Annotated in this window: 12 protein-coding genes, 1 tRNA gene and 1 pseudogene; 2 read left to right on the top strand and 12 right to left on the bottom strand. The window is 67.3% G+C overall.

The genetic code is table 11. From position 1 onward, the window contains the following. Positions 1 to 34: 34 nt before the first annotated feature. From ACO07K_RS20510 to rplU, 12 genes and pseudogenes are all read right to left on the bottom strand, one after another. Complete coding sequence (locus tag ACO07K_RS20510; protein ID WP_422031081.1) at positions 35 to 511, bottom strand: RNA pyrophosphohydrolase; 477 nt, start codon at positions 509 to 511, stop codon at positions 35 to 37. A 26-nt stretch (positions 512 to 537) separates the two neighbouring features. Continuing rightward, positions 538 to 1,692, bottom strand: a complete 1,155-nt coding sequence (locus ACO07K_RS20505) for a divergent polysaccharide deacetylase family protein (protein WP_422031079.1) — start codon at positions 1,690 to 1,692, stop codon at positions 538 to 540. A gap of 27 nt (positions 1,693 to 1,719) precedes the next feature. Then, the gene (locus tag ACO07K_RS20500; protein WP_422031077.1) at positions 1,720 to 3,117 is read right to left on the bottom strand and encodes a S41 family peptidase; all 1,398 of its coding nucleotides are present in this window, start codon (positions 3,115 to 3,117) and stop codon (positions 1,720 to 1,722) included. A 129-nt stretch (positions 3,118 to 3,246) separates the two neighbouring features. Next, on the bottom strand, positions 3,247 to 4,839 hold the full coding sequence (gene gpmI, locus ACO07K_RS20495) for a 2,3-bisphosphoglycerate-independent phosphoglycerate mutase (RefSeq protein WP_422031075.1): 1,593 nt from the start codon (positions 4,837 to 4,839) through the stop codon (positions 3,247 to 3,249). Beyond that, the gene (locus tag ACO07K_RS20490) at positions 4,839 to 5,366 is read right to left on the bottom strand and encodes a hypothetical protein (RefSeq protein WP_422010591.1); all 528 of its coding nucleotides are present in this window, start codon (positions 5,364 to 5,366) and stop codon (positions 4,839 to 4,841) included. Before ACO07K_RS20490 ends, gpmI begins: the two co-directional genes overlap by 1 nt. 123 nt (positions 5,367 to 5,489) lie before the next feature. Beyond that, positions 5,490 to 5,948 (bottom strand): 23S rRNA (pseudouridine(1915)-N(3))-methyltransferase RlmH, encoded by a 459-nt coding sequence (gene rlmH, locus ACO07K_RS20485; protein ID WP_422031073.1) that lies wholly within the window; start codon positions 5,946 to 5,948, stop codon positions 5,490 to 5,492. Positions 5,949 to 6,154: 206 nt separating this feature from the next. Then, positions 6,155 to 7,258 carry a nicotinate-nucleotide adenylyltransferase gene (locus ACO07K_RS20480; protein WP_422031071.1) on the bottom strand — a complete coding sequence of 368 codons (1,104 nt, stop codon included), beginning with the start codon at positions 7,256 to 7,258 and terminating at the stop codon, positions 6,155 to 6,157. Between the two features lie 10 nt (positions 7,259 to 7,268). Continuing rightward, positions 7,269 to 8,552 carry a glutamate-5-semialdehyde dehydrogenase gene (locus ACO07K_RS20475; protein WP_422031069.1) on the bottom strand — a complete coding sequence of 428 codons (1,284 nt, stop codon included), beginning with the start codon at positions 8,550 to 8,552 and terminating at the stop codon, positions 7,269 to 7,271. A 16-nt stretch (positions 8,553 to 8,568) separates the two neighbouring features. Then, positions 8,569 to 9,684, bottom strand: a complete 1,116-nt coding sequence (proB, locus tag ACO07K_RS20470) for a glutamate 5-kinase (protein ID WP_422031067.1) — start codon at positions 9,682 to 9,684, stop codon at positions 8,569 to 8,571. Further along, entirely contained in the window at positions 9,681 to 10,706 is a 1,026-nt protein-coding gene (obgE, locus tag ACO07K_RS20465; RefSeq protein ID WP_422031065.1) for a GTPase ObgE, read from the bottom strand. The genes proB and obgE overlap by 4 nt, the downstream gene beginning before the upstream one ends. Before the next feature lie 73 nt (positions 10,707 to 10,779). After that, complete coding sequence (gene rpmA / locus ACO07K_RS20460) at positions 10,780 to 11,052, bottom strand: bL27 family ribosomal protein (RefSeq protein WP_422031063.1); 273 nt, start codon at positions 11,050 to 11,052, stop codon at positions 10,780 to 10,782. Positions 11,053 to 11,080: 28 nt separating this feature from the next. Next, positions 11,081 to 11,374: pseudogene (gene rplU, locus ACO07K_RS20455) on the bottom strand (50S ribosomal protein L21); the annotation flags it as partial. Between the two features lie 320 nt (positions 11,375 to 11,694). On the opposite strand from rplU, the gene ACO07K_RS20450 reads away from it, so the two are divergent. Both ACO07K_RS20450 and ACO07K_RS20445 read left to right on the top strand, forming a co-directional pair. Continuing rightward, a tRNA-Ser gene (locus ACO07K_RS20450) sits at positions 11,695 to 11,784 on the top strand. 356 nt (positions 11,785 to 12,140) lie between these two features. Further along, a complete protein-coding gene (locus tag ACO07K_RS20445) occupies positions 12,141 to 13,322 on the top strand; it encodes a Fic family protein (RefSeq protein WP_422031061.1) in 1,182 nt (393 codons plus the stop codon). Positions 13,323 to 13,402: the final 80 nt, after the last annotated feature.

The raw sequence follows: 13,402 nt of genomic DNA, 5'->3' as shown, positions 1-13,402 counted from the left end.
CGCTCAGGATGACAAGAGCGAGGCTCTCGGGAGCTCAAGAAATCAGGTCGGCGAATTCCGCGAACACCGCGTCGTAGACGGCGCGCTTGAAGGGCACGATCAGCGACGTGAGTTCAGCCGGCGCGATCCAGCGCCAGGCCACGAATTCCTGGTCGTGCGCGTGGATGTCGATGTCGAAATCCGTGCCGGTGAAGGCCAGCGCGAACCACTTCTGGGCCTGGCCGCGCCACCGCCCCTTCCAGTAGGCCGGCCGACGGTCCTCCGGCACTTCGTAGGAAATCCAGCCGGCGCTCTCGCGCAGCAGCAGCGCCCTGGTCGTGCCGACCTCCTCGTGCAGTTCGCGGCAGGCGGCCTCGACCGGCGTCTCGCCCTTGTCGATGCCGCCCTGGGGCATCTGCCAGGCATCGGGCTGGTTGGCGCGGCAGCCGACGAAGACGCGACGGTCGGGGGCGATCAGCATCATTCCGACGTTGCGGCGATACTCGTCGGGGCGGCCGGTCATCGTGGGCATCGTTGGGACCATCGTCAGGATCATCGTCAGGGGCGGAGCTGCGCGGGCTGGGCGCGCAGGCGGGCCATGCAGGCGTCGCGGCATTCGAAATGTCCGATGATGGGCACGAAGGAGAGCGCGGTCGTGCCCTGTTGGCCCCTGAACCAGGCGGCGATGGCGGTGATCGCCTCGTCCTCCGGCTGCATGACGCCGAAGGCATGGCGGGGCGGCCGGTCGGGCGCCGTTTCGGCGACCCAGGCGGCCAGCCGGTCGATGTTGCCGCCCACCCCGTCGCCCGCGAGCTTGTAGTCGAGCACGTCGGAGCTGCGCGCGTAGCCGACGCCCAGTTCTGCGGTGAGCCGCTGGATCGGCGTCACGCCCGGCGCGGGATTGATCTCGATCAGCGCCAGCCCGCGCGCGGCGATTTCCGCGATCACCGGCCGCATCACCGCCTCCGACTGGGCGGCGCGGTCGGCGGCCGGGATGACGAGGCCGACATAGCCTTCGCCGCGCGCCAGGGTGGCGCGCAGGCGGCGCACGTTCTCCGCGGCATCGACCGTGACCTCGATCGGCCGGATGCCGCGCTCGGCGACGGCGGGATCGTCCGTCGGCATCATCAGATAGGTTTCGTGCCCCGAGGCGCGCGCCTGCGCGAGCCAGCGCGGCAGGTCGGGCGTGCTGGGCACGAAGGCGAGGCTGACCTCGGCCGGGAGATCGTCGATCGCGCGGCGCATCGTGGCCTCGTTGACCCCGACATTGATCACCAGCAGGCCGAGGCGCGCCGGGGCACCCGCCTGGTCGAAGCGCCGTGCATAGGCCATCCACGGCATCCAGCCGGACGGCGAGATGCGCGGCAGGCGCAGGCCGTCGTCGGTCGTCTCGATCAGTCCCGCGACGTCTTCGGGCGACGGCGTGCGGAAGCCCGCGGGGCCGGTGCGGCGGGGCAGGGACAGCGACTGGAGGGTCGCTGCCGCCGGTTCCGGTTCCGTTGCGGGGAGCGTCTCGACGGCCGGCGGCGGCGGTGAAGCCGCCACGGCGCTGTCGACGATCTGGGGGGCGGCCCCCCGGAGATCGCCGAAGGCCACGCCGGCGGTACCCGCGATCAGGCCGAGGACAAGCAGGTAGGCGGCAACGAGGCCACGCCGGTCCGGCCGCGGCTTCGCGACCAGGGCGACGCGCCGGCTGGAGGGTTCGCCGGGCATGGCCACGCCGTCATCCTCGCAGGCCGCTCAGTTGGCCTTGTTGCTGTAGAGCGAGATGCCGCGGATCAGGTCGGCCGCGCGCAGCAGCTGGTAGTCGGCCGCCTGCTCCTTCGGCGGCTCGTCCGGATCGACCGGCGGGGCCGCCTGCGGGGTCTGGCCGGCTGCCTTGTCGTCGGTCTTGTCGCCCGGCTTGCCGGCCTCCGGCTTGTCGTCGGCGGGCTTGACCGGCGGCGGCGGGGCCACGGGCTTCTCGTTCGGGTTGGTGATCGAGCGGCGCAGGTTCTCCTCGCGGAAGCTGGAGCGCTGCTGGATGTTCTCGATCTTCGCGGGCTCGACCTCGATGTCCGGCTTGATGCCTTCCTTCTGGATCGAGCGGCCCGACGGCGTGAAGTAAAGCGCCGTGGTCAGGCGGATCGCGCCGCCGCCCGTCACCTGCATGATGGTCTGGACCGAGCCCTTGCCGAAGGACCGGGTGCCGAGAACGATCGCCCGGCGATGGTCCTGCAGCGCACCGGCCACGATTTCCGAGGCCGAGGCCGAACCGCCGTTCATCAGGACCACGATGGGCAGCCCGTTGGCGACGTCGCCCGGCTTGGCGTTCCAGCGCTGGACCTCGTCGTTCTTGCGCGCCTTGACCGAGACGATCTCGCCCTTGTCGAGGAAGGCGTCCGACATCGCGATCGCCTGGTCGAGCAGGCCGCCCGGGTTGTTGCGCAGGTCGATGATGTAGCCCTTGAGCTTGTTGCCGGCTTCCTTCTTGAGCTTCTCGACGGCGTCGAGGACGCCCGGCGTGGTCTGCTCGGTGAAGGAGGTGACGCGGATGTAGCCGATGTCGCCGCCCTCGAGGCGGAACTTGACCGGCTTCACCTTGATGGTCTCGCGAGTCAGGGTGACGTCGAACGGATCCTTGGTGCCGCGGCGGATCGAGACCTTGATCGGCGCGCCGACCTTGCCCCGCATCTTCTCGACGGCTTCCTGCAGGGTGAGGCCCTGCACCGGCTCGCCGTCCAGCGCGAAGATCAGGTCGCCCGGCAGGATGCCGGCCTTGGAAGCCGGCGTATCGTCGATCGGCGACACGACCTTGATGACGCCATTCTCCATCGTGACCTCGATGCCGAGGCCGCCGAACTCACCCTTCGTCTGGACCTGCATGTCCTTGTACGACTTGGGGTTCATGTAGCTCGAATGCGGGTCGAGCGCGCTCAGCATGCCGTTGATGGCATTCTCGATGAGCTGCTTCTCCTCGACCGGCTCGACATAGTCGCGGCGGATGCGCTCGAGCACGTCGCCGAACAGGTTGAGCTGCTGGTAGAGCTCGCTCTTGTCGCCACCGGCGGCCTTCGGATCGGCCTTGGTCTGCGCGAGGGCGGGTGTGGCCAGGAAAGCCACGGCCGTGGCGAGGGATGCGAAGCGCAGAAAGGTCATTTGGGTGCCTTCAGGAGGGAGTCGCCAGGGGCCTTGAGGGCCGGCAATCCGGTGTTTCAGCGTGGGTGGGAGGATACAGGGGCGTCTTTGGCAGGATCAAGGCGCCGGGGTCCGGCGCCGCTTCACAAATCAGGCAGAGGCCGCGGCCGCTGGATGCGGGACGGTGAGAATGGCCGGCCGCGAGGCGGTCGACAGCAGCGACCTGCCGGTCATTTCCGCAGGTTGCGGGACGCCCATCAGCGCCAGCATCGTGGGCGCCACGTCCGCCAGCTTCCCGTCCGACAGAGAATGGACCGTGGCCGGGCCGTTGAACAGCAGCGCCGGCACGCGATTCAACGTGTGCTGGGTGTGTTTCTGATGCGAGTGCTCGTCGTACATCTGCTCGGCATTGCCGTGGTCGGCGGTGACGAACATGACGCCGCCAGCCGCCTGGATGGCCGGCATGAGTCGGCCGAGGCAGCCATCGACCGCCTCGACGGCCCGGGTGGCCGCGCCGAGGTCGCCGGTATGGCCCACCATGTCGGTATTGGCATAGTTGACGACGATCAGGTCGAACTTGCCCGAGCCGATCGCCTCGACGAGCTTGTCGGTCACTTCCGGCGCGCTCATCTCCGGCTTCATGTCGTAGGTCTTCACCTTGGGCGACGGCACGAGGATGCGCTCCTCGCCCTCGAACACGCGCTCCTCGCCGCCGTTGAAGAAGAACGTGACGTGCGCGTACTTCTCGGTCTCGGCGATGCGCAGCTGCTTCAGCCCGGCGCGCGACACCGTCTCGCCGAGGCCCATCCTGATGATCTCGGGCGGGAACAGCGTCTTCAGGAACGGGTTGAGCGCGGCCGAATACTCGACCATGCCGACCGTCTCGGCGAAGGCGACGATGCGGTTGCGGTTGAAGCCGTCGAACCGCGGATCGAGCAGCGCGGTCAGGATCTCGCGCGCGCGGTCGGAGCGGTAATTGAACATCAGGAGGCCGTCGCCGTCCTTCATGCCGGTGTAGCCGTCGATCGCCGTCGGCAGCACGAATTCGTCGTCGAGCTTGGCGGCATAGGCCCTGTCGACGGCATCCCGGGCCGTCGACGCGCGCTCACCCTTCGCGTCGACCATCGCGTCGTAGGCCACCGTCACACGCTCCCAGCGCTTGTCGCGATCCATGGCATAGAAGCGGCCGATCACGGTGGCGAAGCGGATCGGCAGGCCGGGCTTCAGGCCCGCCTGGATATGATCGAGGCATTCCAGCGCGCTGCGCGGCGGCATGTCTCGCCCGTCGAGGAAGGCATGGATCCACACCGGCACGCCCTGGCCTGCGACCAGGTTGGCGAGGAAGACCAGATGGTCCTGATGGGCATGCACGCCGCCCGGTGAGGCGAGGCCCATCAGGTGCAGGGCCGCGCCGCTCTGCTTCAGCCGGGCGATCGTCTCGGCGAGAATCGGGCTCCTGGCGAGGGTGCCGTCCTCGATCGCATTGTCGATGCGCGGCAGGTCCGGCACGGCGACCCGGCCGGCGCCGAGATTCATGTGCCCGACCTCGGAATTGCCCATCTGGCCCTTGGGCAGGCCGACGAAACTTTCGGAGGCGTCGATCAGCCCCTGCGGGCAGGTCGCCACCAGCCGGTCGTAGTTCGGCGTGCGGGCATCAAGGATGGCATTGTTCAGCGGATCGGTGCGATGACCCCAGCCGTCGAGGATGCAGAGCAGGACGGGGCGCGGAGGAGGAGACGCCATTACGAGGCCTTCCGGATCTGAGGCTGGGCGCGCTCGACGGCGTTGAACTTGTTGGGACAGCTCAACTCGCGCGGATCGGTGTTGGGATTCTGGTCCGGGACCTCGATGGCGCAGAACACGAACTCGCCGCGCGGCTCGCCGTCGATGCTGACGTCATAGGTATAGGTGCCGGCCGGATCGCCCGGAATGATGCACCAGGAGCGCTGCAGCACGCCGTCCTGAACCGTCTCGAGCATACGGGTCGTGGCCTTGGTCTTGTCGGCGCTGACCTCGGTCTCGGGGCCCGCGATCACCTGTTCGGCCGGCTGCGAGGTCGTGAGCACCTCCTTCAGCGACACGACCCGGTTGGGGCCGCCCAGATACATCCGCCAGCCGAAGCAGGCGCGATGGAAGAGCAGCGGAATGGCGTTGGTCTCGTAGTGGCGCTGCTTCCCGTCCTCGCCGGTGATCGACACGTAGGGAATGCTGCGCACGGGCTTCGCCGCCGGCTTTTCGACGGGCGTGGCCGGGGCCGTGGACTGGGCCATCGCGGCGCTCGAAGCGGCTGCCAGGAGGAGGGCGGACGAAGTGGCCAGGAGCCACCGGGAGACTGGGTGCATGGAGCCAATGTAGCCCCGGTTTTTCGTCAGAACAGAGGCAAAATCGCCTTTTCAGGCGCGATGATACGGATGGCCGGCGAGAAGTTGCTGGGCGCGGTAGATCTGTTCGGCCAGCATCCCGCGGGCCAGCAGATGGGGCCAGGTCATGGCGCCAAATGACAGGATGAGCGTGGCTTTCTTCAGCATCGCCTCGGTATGCCCGTCGGCGCCGCCGATCAGGAAGACCACGTCCGACACCGAGGTGTCGCGCCATCCTCCCAGGCGGGCCGCGAAAGCCTCGCTGTCCAGCACCTTGCCGCGGCGGTCCAGCATCACCAGGGTCGCGCCGGCGGGTGCGGCTTCGAGCAGCAGCTCGCCCTCGCGTTGCATGAGCTGGGGCGCGGGCAGCTTCCGCTTCTCCTCGAACTCGCGCAGCACGAGCGGCCAGCGGATGCGGCCGGCATAGTGGTCGTAGAGCTCCCGCTCCGGTCCGCGCGAGGCGCGGCCGATGGCGGCGATCGTGATCTTCAAACCGGAGGCTTTCCGCGTCGAGTTGACCCACCTTCCTCATCCTGAGGAGGCCGCGCAGCGGCCGTCTCGAAGGATGGGAAACAGGCGTGGTGCTCGTGCCCACCCTTCGAGACGCGGCCCTGCGGACCGCTCCTCAGGGTGAGGGTATTGTCGGAAAGGCCGATGGCGGCGATCGTGATCTTCAAGCGGCGCTCACGCGGCCAGAGCTAGGGCGCGCGCTTGCGTCGGGCTGCGGGCTTGGCGGCCGCCTTCTTGACGACGGCTTTCTTGACGACAGCCTTCTTGACCGCGGCCTTCTTGACCGGCTTGGCGGCGGCCTCGTCCTCGAGCGCCCACATCTTTTCCAGCGCGTAGAAGGTGCGCGCCTCGGGGCGGAAGACGTGGACGATCACGTCGCCGGCGTCGACCAGCACCCAGTCGCCGGTCTGCTTGCCTTCGACGGGAATGTAGCCGCGCCCGCTTTGCTTGAGCTTGTCGGCGAGGATCTCGGCGATGGCCACGACCTGGCGGGTCGAGCGGCCGGAGGCGATCACCATGTAGTCGGCGAAGGCCGATTTGCCCTTGAGGTCGATGACGACGACGTCCTCGGCCTTGTTGTCGTCGAGCGACTGGCGCACCAGCTCGAGGAGCGCGTCGGAGTCTTTGCTTCGATCGGGAAGCGTGCGGGTCTGGGCGGGGATGGTCTTTCCTTTCGATCTGGTCCGTGGTGGCCGCCCGGCGCGGATGGCCGTTGCGGAATGTTCATCCAACCTGCTCGGGATAAAGCACCAGGCCGGCGGCTCGCAAGAGGCCAGCCGGCGGGCCTCGGTGGCTTGCAGGCGGAATCGCTCGAAGGTGCGCGGCGCCGGGGCGGCCAGCGCCGTGTAGCCCCAGCCGGGCCTCGCGAAGGCGGCGATCGGCACGGCGGCGAACAGATCGCGCCAGCCCGCCCAGTCGACCAGCTGGGGCAGGATGTCGGCGCCCATCAGCCACACGAACTTCGCATGCCGGTAGACGCGCTTCAGCGCCAGCACCGTGTCGAGCGTATAGCGCGTGCCGAGCACCAGCTCGGGCGCCTCGACGCGGATGTGCGGATGGCGGGCGATGCGGCGGGCGCGGGCCACGCGGGTGGGCAGCGGCTCCATGCCGTCGCCGCTCTTCAGCGGGTTCTGCGGCGACACCAGCCACCACACCTCGTCGAGGCCGAGGCGTTTCAGGGCTTCCAGGCTGATATGCAGGTGGCCGGCATGCGCGGGATTGAAGGAGCCGCCCAGCAGGCCGATGCGCCGGGTCGTGGCGCGCGACACGCCCGGCATGGGGTGCAGGCTCACGACGATCTGCTCACGGGCGCAGCGTGCCCTTGCCGCGGACGATGTTCTTGTAGGTGGTCAGCTCGACCAGGCCGACGGGGCCGCGCGCATGCATGCGGTTGGTCGAGATGCCGATCTCGGCGCCCAGGCCGAATTCGCCCCCGTCGGCGAACTGGGTGCTGGCATTGTGCATCACGATGGCGCTGTCGACCTCGCCCAGGAAACGCAGCGCCGTCGCCTCGTTGTCGGTGACGATCGATTCGGTGTGCTGGCTGCCATACCGCGCGATGTGCTCGATCGCACCCGCGACGCCGTCCACCGTGGCGACCGAAATGATGGGTTCGAGATATTCCGTGCGCCAGTCCTTCTCGGTGGCGGCAACGGCTTGCGGATCGCGCGCGCGCACCTCGTCGTCGCCACGCACTTCGCAGCCGAGCTCGTGCAGCTTCTCGAGCACCGGCTTCAGGTGCGTTTCGAGCGCGGCGCGGTCGATCAGCAGCGTCTCGGCGGCGCCGCAGACGCTGACCCGGCGCATCTTGGCGTTGGCCACGAGGTCGCGCGCCATCGCGATGTCGGCATCGCGGTCGACATAGACGTGGCAGATGCCGTCATAGTGGCGCAGCACCGGCACACGGCTTTCCTGCGTCACGCGGTCGATCAGCGAGCGTCCGCCGCGCGGCACGATCAGGTCGAGCCAATCCATGGCGCGCAGCATCTCGCCCACCGCGGCGCGGTCGGTGGTCGGTACCAGGGCCACGCAATCCTCGGGCAGGCCGGCGCCGGCCAGCGCGCGGCGCAGCAGCTCGACGATGGTGCGCGAGGAATGGAAACTGTCGGAACCGCCGCGCAGCACCACCACGTTGCCCGACTTGATGCACAGCGCGCCGGCATCGGCCGTCACGTTGGGCCGCGCCTCGTAGATCACGCCGATGATGCCGATGGGCACCCGCACGCGGCTGAGCGCCAGCCCGTTGGGCCGCCGCCATTCCTCGATGATCGCGCCGACCGGATCGGGCAGGGCGGCGATGTCGTCGAGGCCCTTGGCCATCGCCTCGATGCGCGTCTCGTTCAGCAGCAGCCGGTCCTGCAGCGCGCTGGTCATGCCGGCCGCCTTTGCCGCTTCGATGTCGCGCGCATTGGCGGCCAGGATTGCGTCCTTCTCGGCGCGGATCAAACGCGCGGCTTCCAGGAGTGCTGCGTTCTTGGCCGTGGTCGAGGCGGTGCGGAGCGACGCGGCGGCGGCCTTGGCGCGGCGGCCGAGGTCGGCGACGATGGAAACGACGTCTTCGGCGGCGGGCTTGGTCTGGACGTTCATGGCGTGCTCCGTCGCTTCACTCGACCACGAGGTCGTCGCGATGGACGATCTCGTCGCGGCCGCGGAAACCCAGCAAGTGTTCGATCTCGACGCTCTTGCGGCCGGCGATTCGGCGCGCATCCTCGGCGGCATAGGCGACCAGGCCGCGCGCCAGCACCCGGCCGCCGCGATCCTTCACGTCGACCACGTCGCCGCGGCGGAATTCGCCCGCCACGGCGGTCACGCCGGCCGGCAGCAGGCTCTTGCCGGTCGACAGCGCGCGCACCGCGCCGTCGTCCACGATCAGCGTGCCGGCGGGCTTGAGCGAACCCTTGATCCACTTCTTGCGCGCCGACAAAGGCGAGCCCTCGGGCAGGAACCAGCTGCAGCGCGCGGTGCCGTCGATCAGCGCGCCCAGCGCGCCCACCTTGCGGCCGTCGGCGATGGCCATGCGGCAGCCCGCGGCCATGGCGATGCGGCCGGCCATCAGCTTGGTCACCATGCCGCCGTTCGACAGTTCGGAGGCGGCGACGCCGGCCATCGCCTCGATCTCCGGCGTGATCTCGCGGATTTCGGGAATGAAGGTCGCCGAGGCGTCGCTGCGCGGGTCGCCGGTATAGAGACCGTCGATGTCGGACAGCAGCACCAGCGTGTCGGCCGAGATCATCTCGGCGACGCGTGCGCCCAGGCGATCGTTGTCGCCGAAGCGGATCTCGTCGGTGGCGACCGTGTCGTTCTCGTTGATCACCGGGATGGCGCCCAGCCCCAGCAGGGTCGCCATGGTCTGCCGCGCATTGAGATAGCGGCGGCGCTCCTCGGAATCGTTCAGGGTCAGCAGGATCTGCGCGACGGTGATGCCGTGCCGCGCCAGCGCCTCCTGATAGGCCTGGGCGAGGCGGATCTGTCCGGTGGCGGCGGCGGCCTGGCTCTCCTCGAGACGCAGCGGGCCAGCGGCGAGCTTGAGATGCGTGCGACCCAGCCGGATGGCGCCGGACGAAACCAGCACGACCTCGCAGCCGCCTTTGTGCAGCCGCGCGACGTCGCTGGTCAGCGCCTCGAGCCAGTCGCGCCGGACCTCGCCCTTCGTCTCGTCGACCAGGATCGAGGAGCCGATCTTGACGACCAGCCGCCGCGCGCCGGCGAGCGGTGTCATGCCGCGTCCCGGGAGGGCGAGCGCTGCTTGTCGACCAGCTTCATCAGCTCGTGCAGCAGCGGCGTCACGCCCTGGCGGGAGACCGCGGAGATGACGTGCACGGTCTTGCGGCTGACCTTGGCGAGCTGGGCGCGCTTGGCCTCGATGTCTTCTTGCGTCATGGCGTCGGTCTTGTTCAGCGCCACGATTTCCTTCTTGCGCGCCAGGTTGCCGCCATAGGCCTTGAGCTCGGTCCGCACGGTGCGATAGGCGGCGGCGACGTCGTCCTGCGTGCCGTCGACCAGATGGAGCAGCGCGCGGCAGCGCTCGACATGGCCCAGGAAGCGCGTGCCGAGGCCGGCGCCTTCATGGGCACCCTCGATGAGGCCGGGAATGTCGGCCATCACGAACTCGCGCGCGTCGGAGCCGTCGCCCACCTTCACCACGCCGAGGCCGGGATGCAGCGTCGTGAACGGATAGTCGGCGATCTTGGGCCGCGCATTGGTATTGGTGGAGAGAAACGTCGACTTGCCGGCGTTGGGCAGCCCGACCAGGCCGATGTCGGCGATCAGCTTGAGGCGCAGCCACAGCGCGAGCTCCACGCCCGGCCAGCCGGCATCGGCGCGGCGCGGCGCACGATTGGTCGAGGTCTTGTAGTGCAGGTTGCCGTAGCCGCCGTCGCCGCCCTTGGCGATGACCACCTTCTGGCCGATCTCGGTCATGTCGGCCAACAGGGTCTCGTTGTCCTCGGCGAAGATCTGCGTGCCGCGCGGCAGGCGCAGCACGATGTCCTTGCCGGCGCCGCCGGTGCGCTGGCTGCCCATGCCGTGATGGCCGGTCTCGGCCTTGAAGTGCTGGGCGTAGCGATAGTCGATCAGCGTGTTGAGTCCGTCGACGCATTCGGCGATCACGTCGCCGCCGCGGCCGCCGTCGCCGCCGTCCGGACCGCCGAACTCGATGAACTTCTCACGGCGAAAGCCCGCGCATCCGGCGCCGCCGTTGCCGGAGCGGACGTAGATCTTGGCCTGGTCGAGGAACTTCATGAGATGGGGTCCACAAACGAAAAGGGGGAACGGCGAGCCGCTCCCCCTTCAAAATCCAATGGGATGAACGGCTCTATTCGGCAGCCAGGGCCGGCGCCGGGAGCACGTTCACTTCGACCTTGCCGCCCGCGCGGGTGCGGAACGACACGACGCCGTCGGCGGTGGCGAACAGCGTGTGGTCGCGGCCGAGGCCGACATTCTCGCCCGGGTTCATCTTGGTGCCGCGCTGGCGGACCAAGATGTTGCCCGAGATGACCTTCTGGCCGCCGAAGCGCTTCACGCCGAGGCGCTTGCCGTCCGAGTCGCGGCCGTTACGCGAAGAGCCGCCTGCCTTTTTATGTGCCATCGTCCTACTCCGGTCGCTCTGCTCAGGCGACGATCTGTTCGATCTTGACCACCGTCAGGTCCTGACGGTGACCGTTCTTGCGCCGCGAATTCTGGCGACGGCGCTTCTTGAAGATGATCACGTGCTCGCCGCGGGCCTGCTTGACGATCGAGCCCACCACCTTGGCGCCCTCGACGGTCGGCGCGCCGACCTTCTCGCCGACCATCAGCACGTCGGTGAATTCGACCTTGGCGCCGGCCTCGCCCTCGATCTTCTCGACCGTGAGCTGGTCGTCGGCGGCGACCGTGTATTGCTTACCACCCGTGCGGATAACGGCGATCATGATGACACCCGGCTTGAGGTTCCCCGGCCAGAATTGCCGAAAAACACGAAAGAACGCGGCGGACCCGCAGGGCCCGCCGAAGAAGCGCGGAATATACGCACGCCGGCCCTTGAGTCAATGTCGGAGACGGGCGGGCCGGTGCAGGGCTCACGGAACGTCCCGGAGACCGGAAAGTCAATGTTTCCAGGGCGTCAGGCCCCTTCGGCCTTCTCCTGCGTCGCCGAGAGGGCCGTTCGGGCGCTTTTTTCCCACGGCCCCCGCTGTTCCTCGCGGGAAGCTGTTGCTCCCCCAAAGACGCCCGCCTATAAACCCGCGCGCCCGGAGGGGTGCTAGAGTGGTCGATTAGGACAGTCTCGAAAACTGTTGTGCGTGCAAGCGTACCGTGGGTTCGAATCCCACCCCCTCCGCCATTGCCGCCGATTGCGCTCCATCGTGCGATATTACCGCCGATCGCCGCATCGCCACTAAGTAGGATAACCACCGTCAATCACCACGGTGTCTACGCTTCAGCCTGAAGTCTTGGCGTCTGCGCCATGAAAGATTTCTATGGAATGCTCTTGATGGACTGTGTTGTCGGCGACGGAATGTTCTTCGAACGCAGTCGGCAGGGTTTCCACCACGTAAAGCGAAAGAATACTGTCGCGAACCCGCTGCGTGTACCTGCGATGCTGGCATCGCCGATTAGTTAAGTACGCCTACCTTAGTTCGATCGTTATTTAAGCCGAGAGTTATTTGTTTAAATAGTGTTGTGCCCGCATAATGAGGCATGTCCCAATCAGCCTCCAACCCTCGGCTAGGCCGCTTTGTGGAGAGCCCTGTTGCAGGCGAAATCGTGCGCGCCTTTGTGCCGCCCCCATTGCCGCCGGAACCGCCGATCGACGTGCTGGTCCTTCTGGAACGGCTCGGTATGGCGGAACGTGCCTTGGGGCGTCTGGATGGCATTACCATCCTGCTCCCGGGCCAAGAGCTGTTCCTCTACATGTATGTGAGGAAGGAAGCGGTCCTTTCATCCCAGATCGAGGGCACGCAATCGACGCTTTCGGACCTGCTCCGCTTCGAGACCGGAGCGCAGGCCGGTCAGCCGATAGACGACATCCGCGAAGTCTCGAACTACGTCGATGCCATGATGTACGGGCTGGAGCGGCTGGAAGACCTGCCGTTGTCGCTGCGCCTGATCCGCGAGATGCACCAAAGGCTGCTGCAAAGTGGCCGTGGCGGCACGAAAAATCTCGGCGAGTTTCGGCGGTCTCAGAACTGGATCGGCGGCACACGTCCAGGGAACGCGCTATTCGTGCCACCACCACCGACTGAGATGAATGGTTGTCTCGATGCGCTCGAGCGCTTCATGCACGAGAGCGATTCGCGTTTACCCGCTCTCATCAAGGCCGGCCTGCTGCATGTTCAATTTGAGACCATCCACCCGTTTCTCGATGGCAATGGCAGGATCGGCCGCTTGCTGGTGACGTTGTATCTCTGCGTCAACGGTGTGCTGCGCAAGCCGCTCCTCTATATGAGCCTCTACCTGAAAACCCATCGCGCCGACTATTATCGCCTGCTTCAGGAGGTGCGCGAGCACGGGGCATGGGAAGCCTGGCTCGAATTCTTCCTCACCGGCATTGCGGATACGGCCAATCAAGCCTTCGAGGCTGCTACCCGGATCGTCGATCTGTTCAAGGAAGATCGCGAACGGATTACGACAGAGAGCGACCGGGCAGGCTCCGCGCTCCGAATTCATGATCTGTTTCAGCAGAACCCATTCCTGACGGCCAATCAACTTGTTCAGAAGACCGGTCTGTCCGCCCCCACGGTCAACGCGGCGCTTGCCGATCTGGAACGGTTCGGCATCGTCGAGGAAATCACAGGACGCAAACGGGGGCGCGTGTTCAGTTATCGGCGATATCTCGCCATCTTGAGCGAGGGAACCGACCCGCTCCCCACTGCGGTGTAAGGGAAGCCCCAAGAATTCCGAAAGAAAAGAGTGCTCATCTTCGTCGGGCGCTGCCCGCCATTCTCTACCTCAAAATAGCG

Source organism: Reyranella sp., from assembly GCF_965228225.1.
Taxonomy (GTDB): domain Bacteria; phylum Pseudomonadota; class Alphaproteobacteria; order Reyranellales; family Reyranellaceae; genus Reyranella.
This window is presented reverse-complemented; position numbering and strand designations above follow the sequence as displayed.

Excerpts from the sequence above, each read along its gene's own strand:
- ACO07K_RS20505 (WP_422031079.1), bottom strand. The coding sequence starts at position 1,692 with ATGCCCGGCGAACCCTCCAGCCGGCGCGTCGCCCTGGTCGCGAAGCCG.
- ACO07K_RS20510 (WP_422031081.1), bottom strand. The coding sequence starts at position 511 with ATGCCCACGATGACCGGCCGCCCCGACGAGTATCGCCGCAACGTCGGA.
- rpmA (WP_422031063.1), bottom strand. The coding sequence starts at position 11,052 with ATGGCACATAAAAAGGCAGGCGGCTCTTCGCGTAACGGCCGCGACTCG.
- ACO07K_RS20445 (WP_422031061.1), top strand. The coding sequence starts at position 12,141 with ATGTCCCAATCAGCCTCCAACCCTCGGCTAGGCCGCTTTGTGGAGAGC.
- ACO07K_RS20490 (WP_422010591.1), bottom strand. The coding sequence starts at position 5,366 with ATGGCCCAGTCCACGGCCCCGGCCACGCCCGTCGAAAAGCCGGCGGCG.
- gpmI (WP_422031075.1), bottom strand. The coding sequence starts at position 4,839 with ATGGCGTCTCCTCCTCCGCGCCCCGTCCTGCTCTGCATCCTCGACGGC.
- ACO07K_RS20500 (WP_422031077.1), bottom strand. The coding sequence starts at position 3,117 with ATGACCTTTCTGCGCTTCGCATCCCTCGCCACGGCCGTGGCTTTCCTG.
- proB (WP_422031067.1), bottom strand. The coding sequence starts at position 9,684 with ATGACACCGCTCGCCGGCGCGCGGCGGCTGGTCGTCAAGATCGGCTCC.
- obgE (WP_422031065.1), bottom strand. The coding sequence starts at position 10,706 with ATGAAGTTCCTCGACCAGGCCAAGATCTACGTCCGCTCCGGCAACGGC.
- ACO07K_RS20475 (WP_422031069.1), bottom strand. The coding sequence starts at position 8,552 with ATGAACGTCCAGACCAAGCCCGCCGCCGAAGACGTCGTTTCCATCGTC.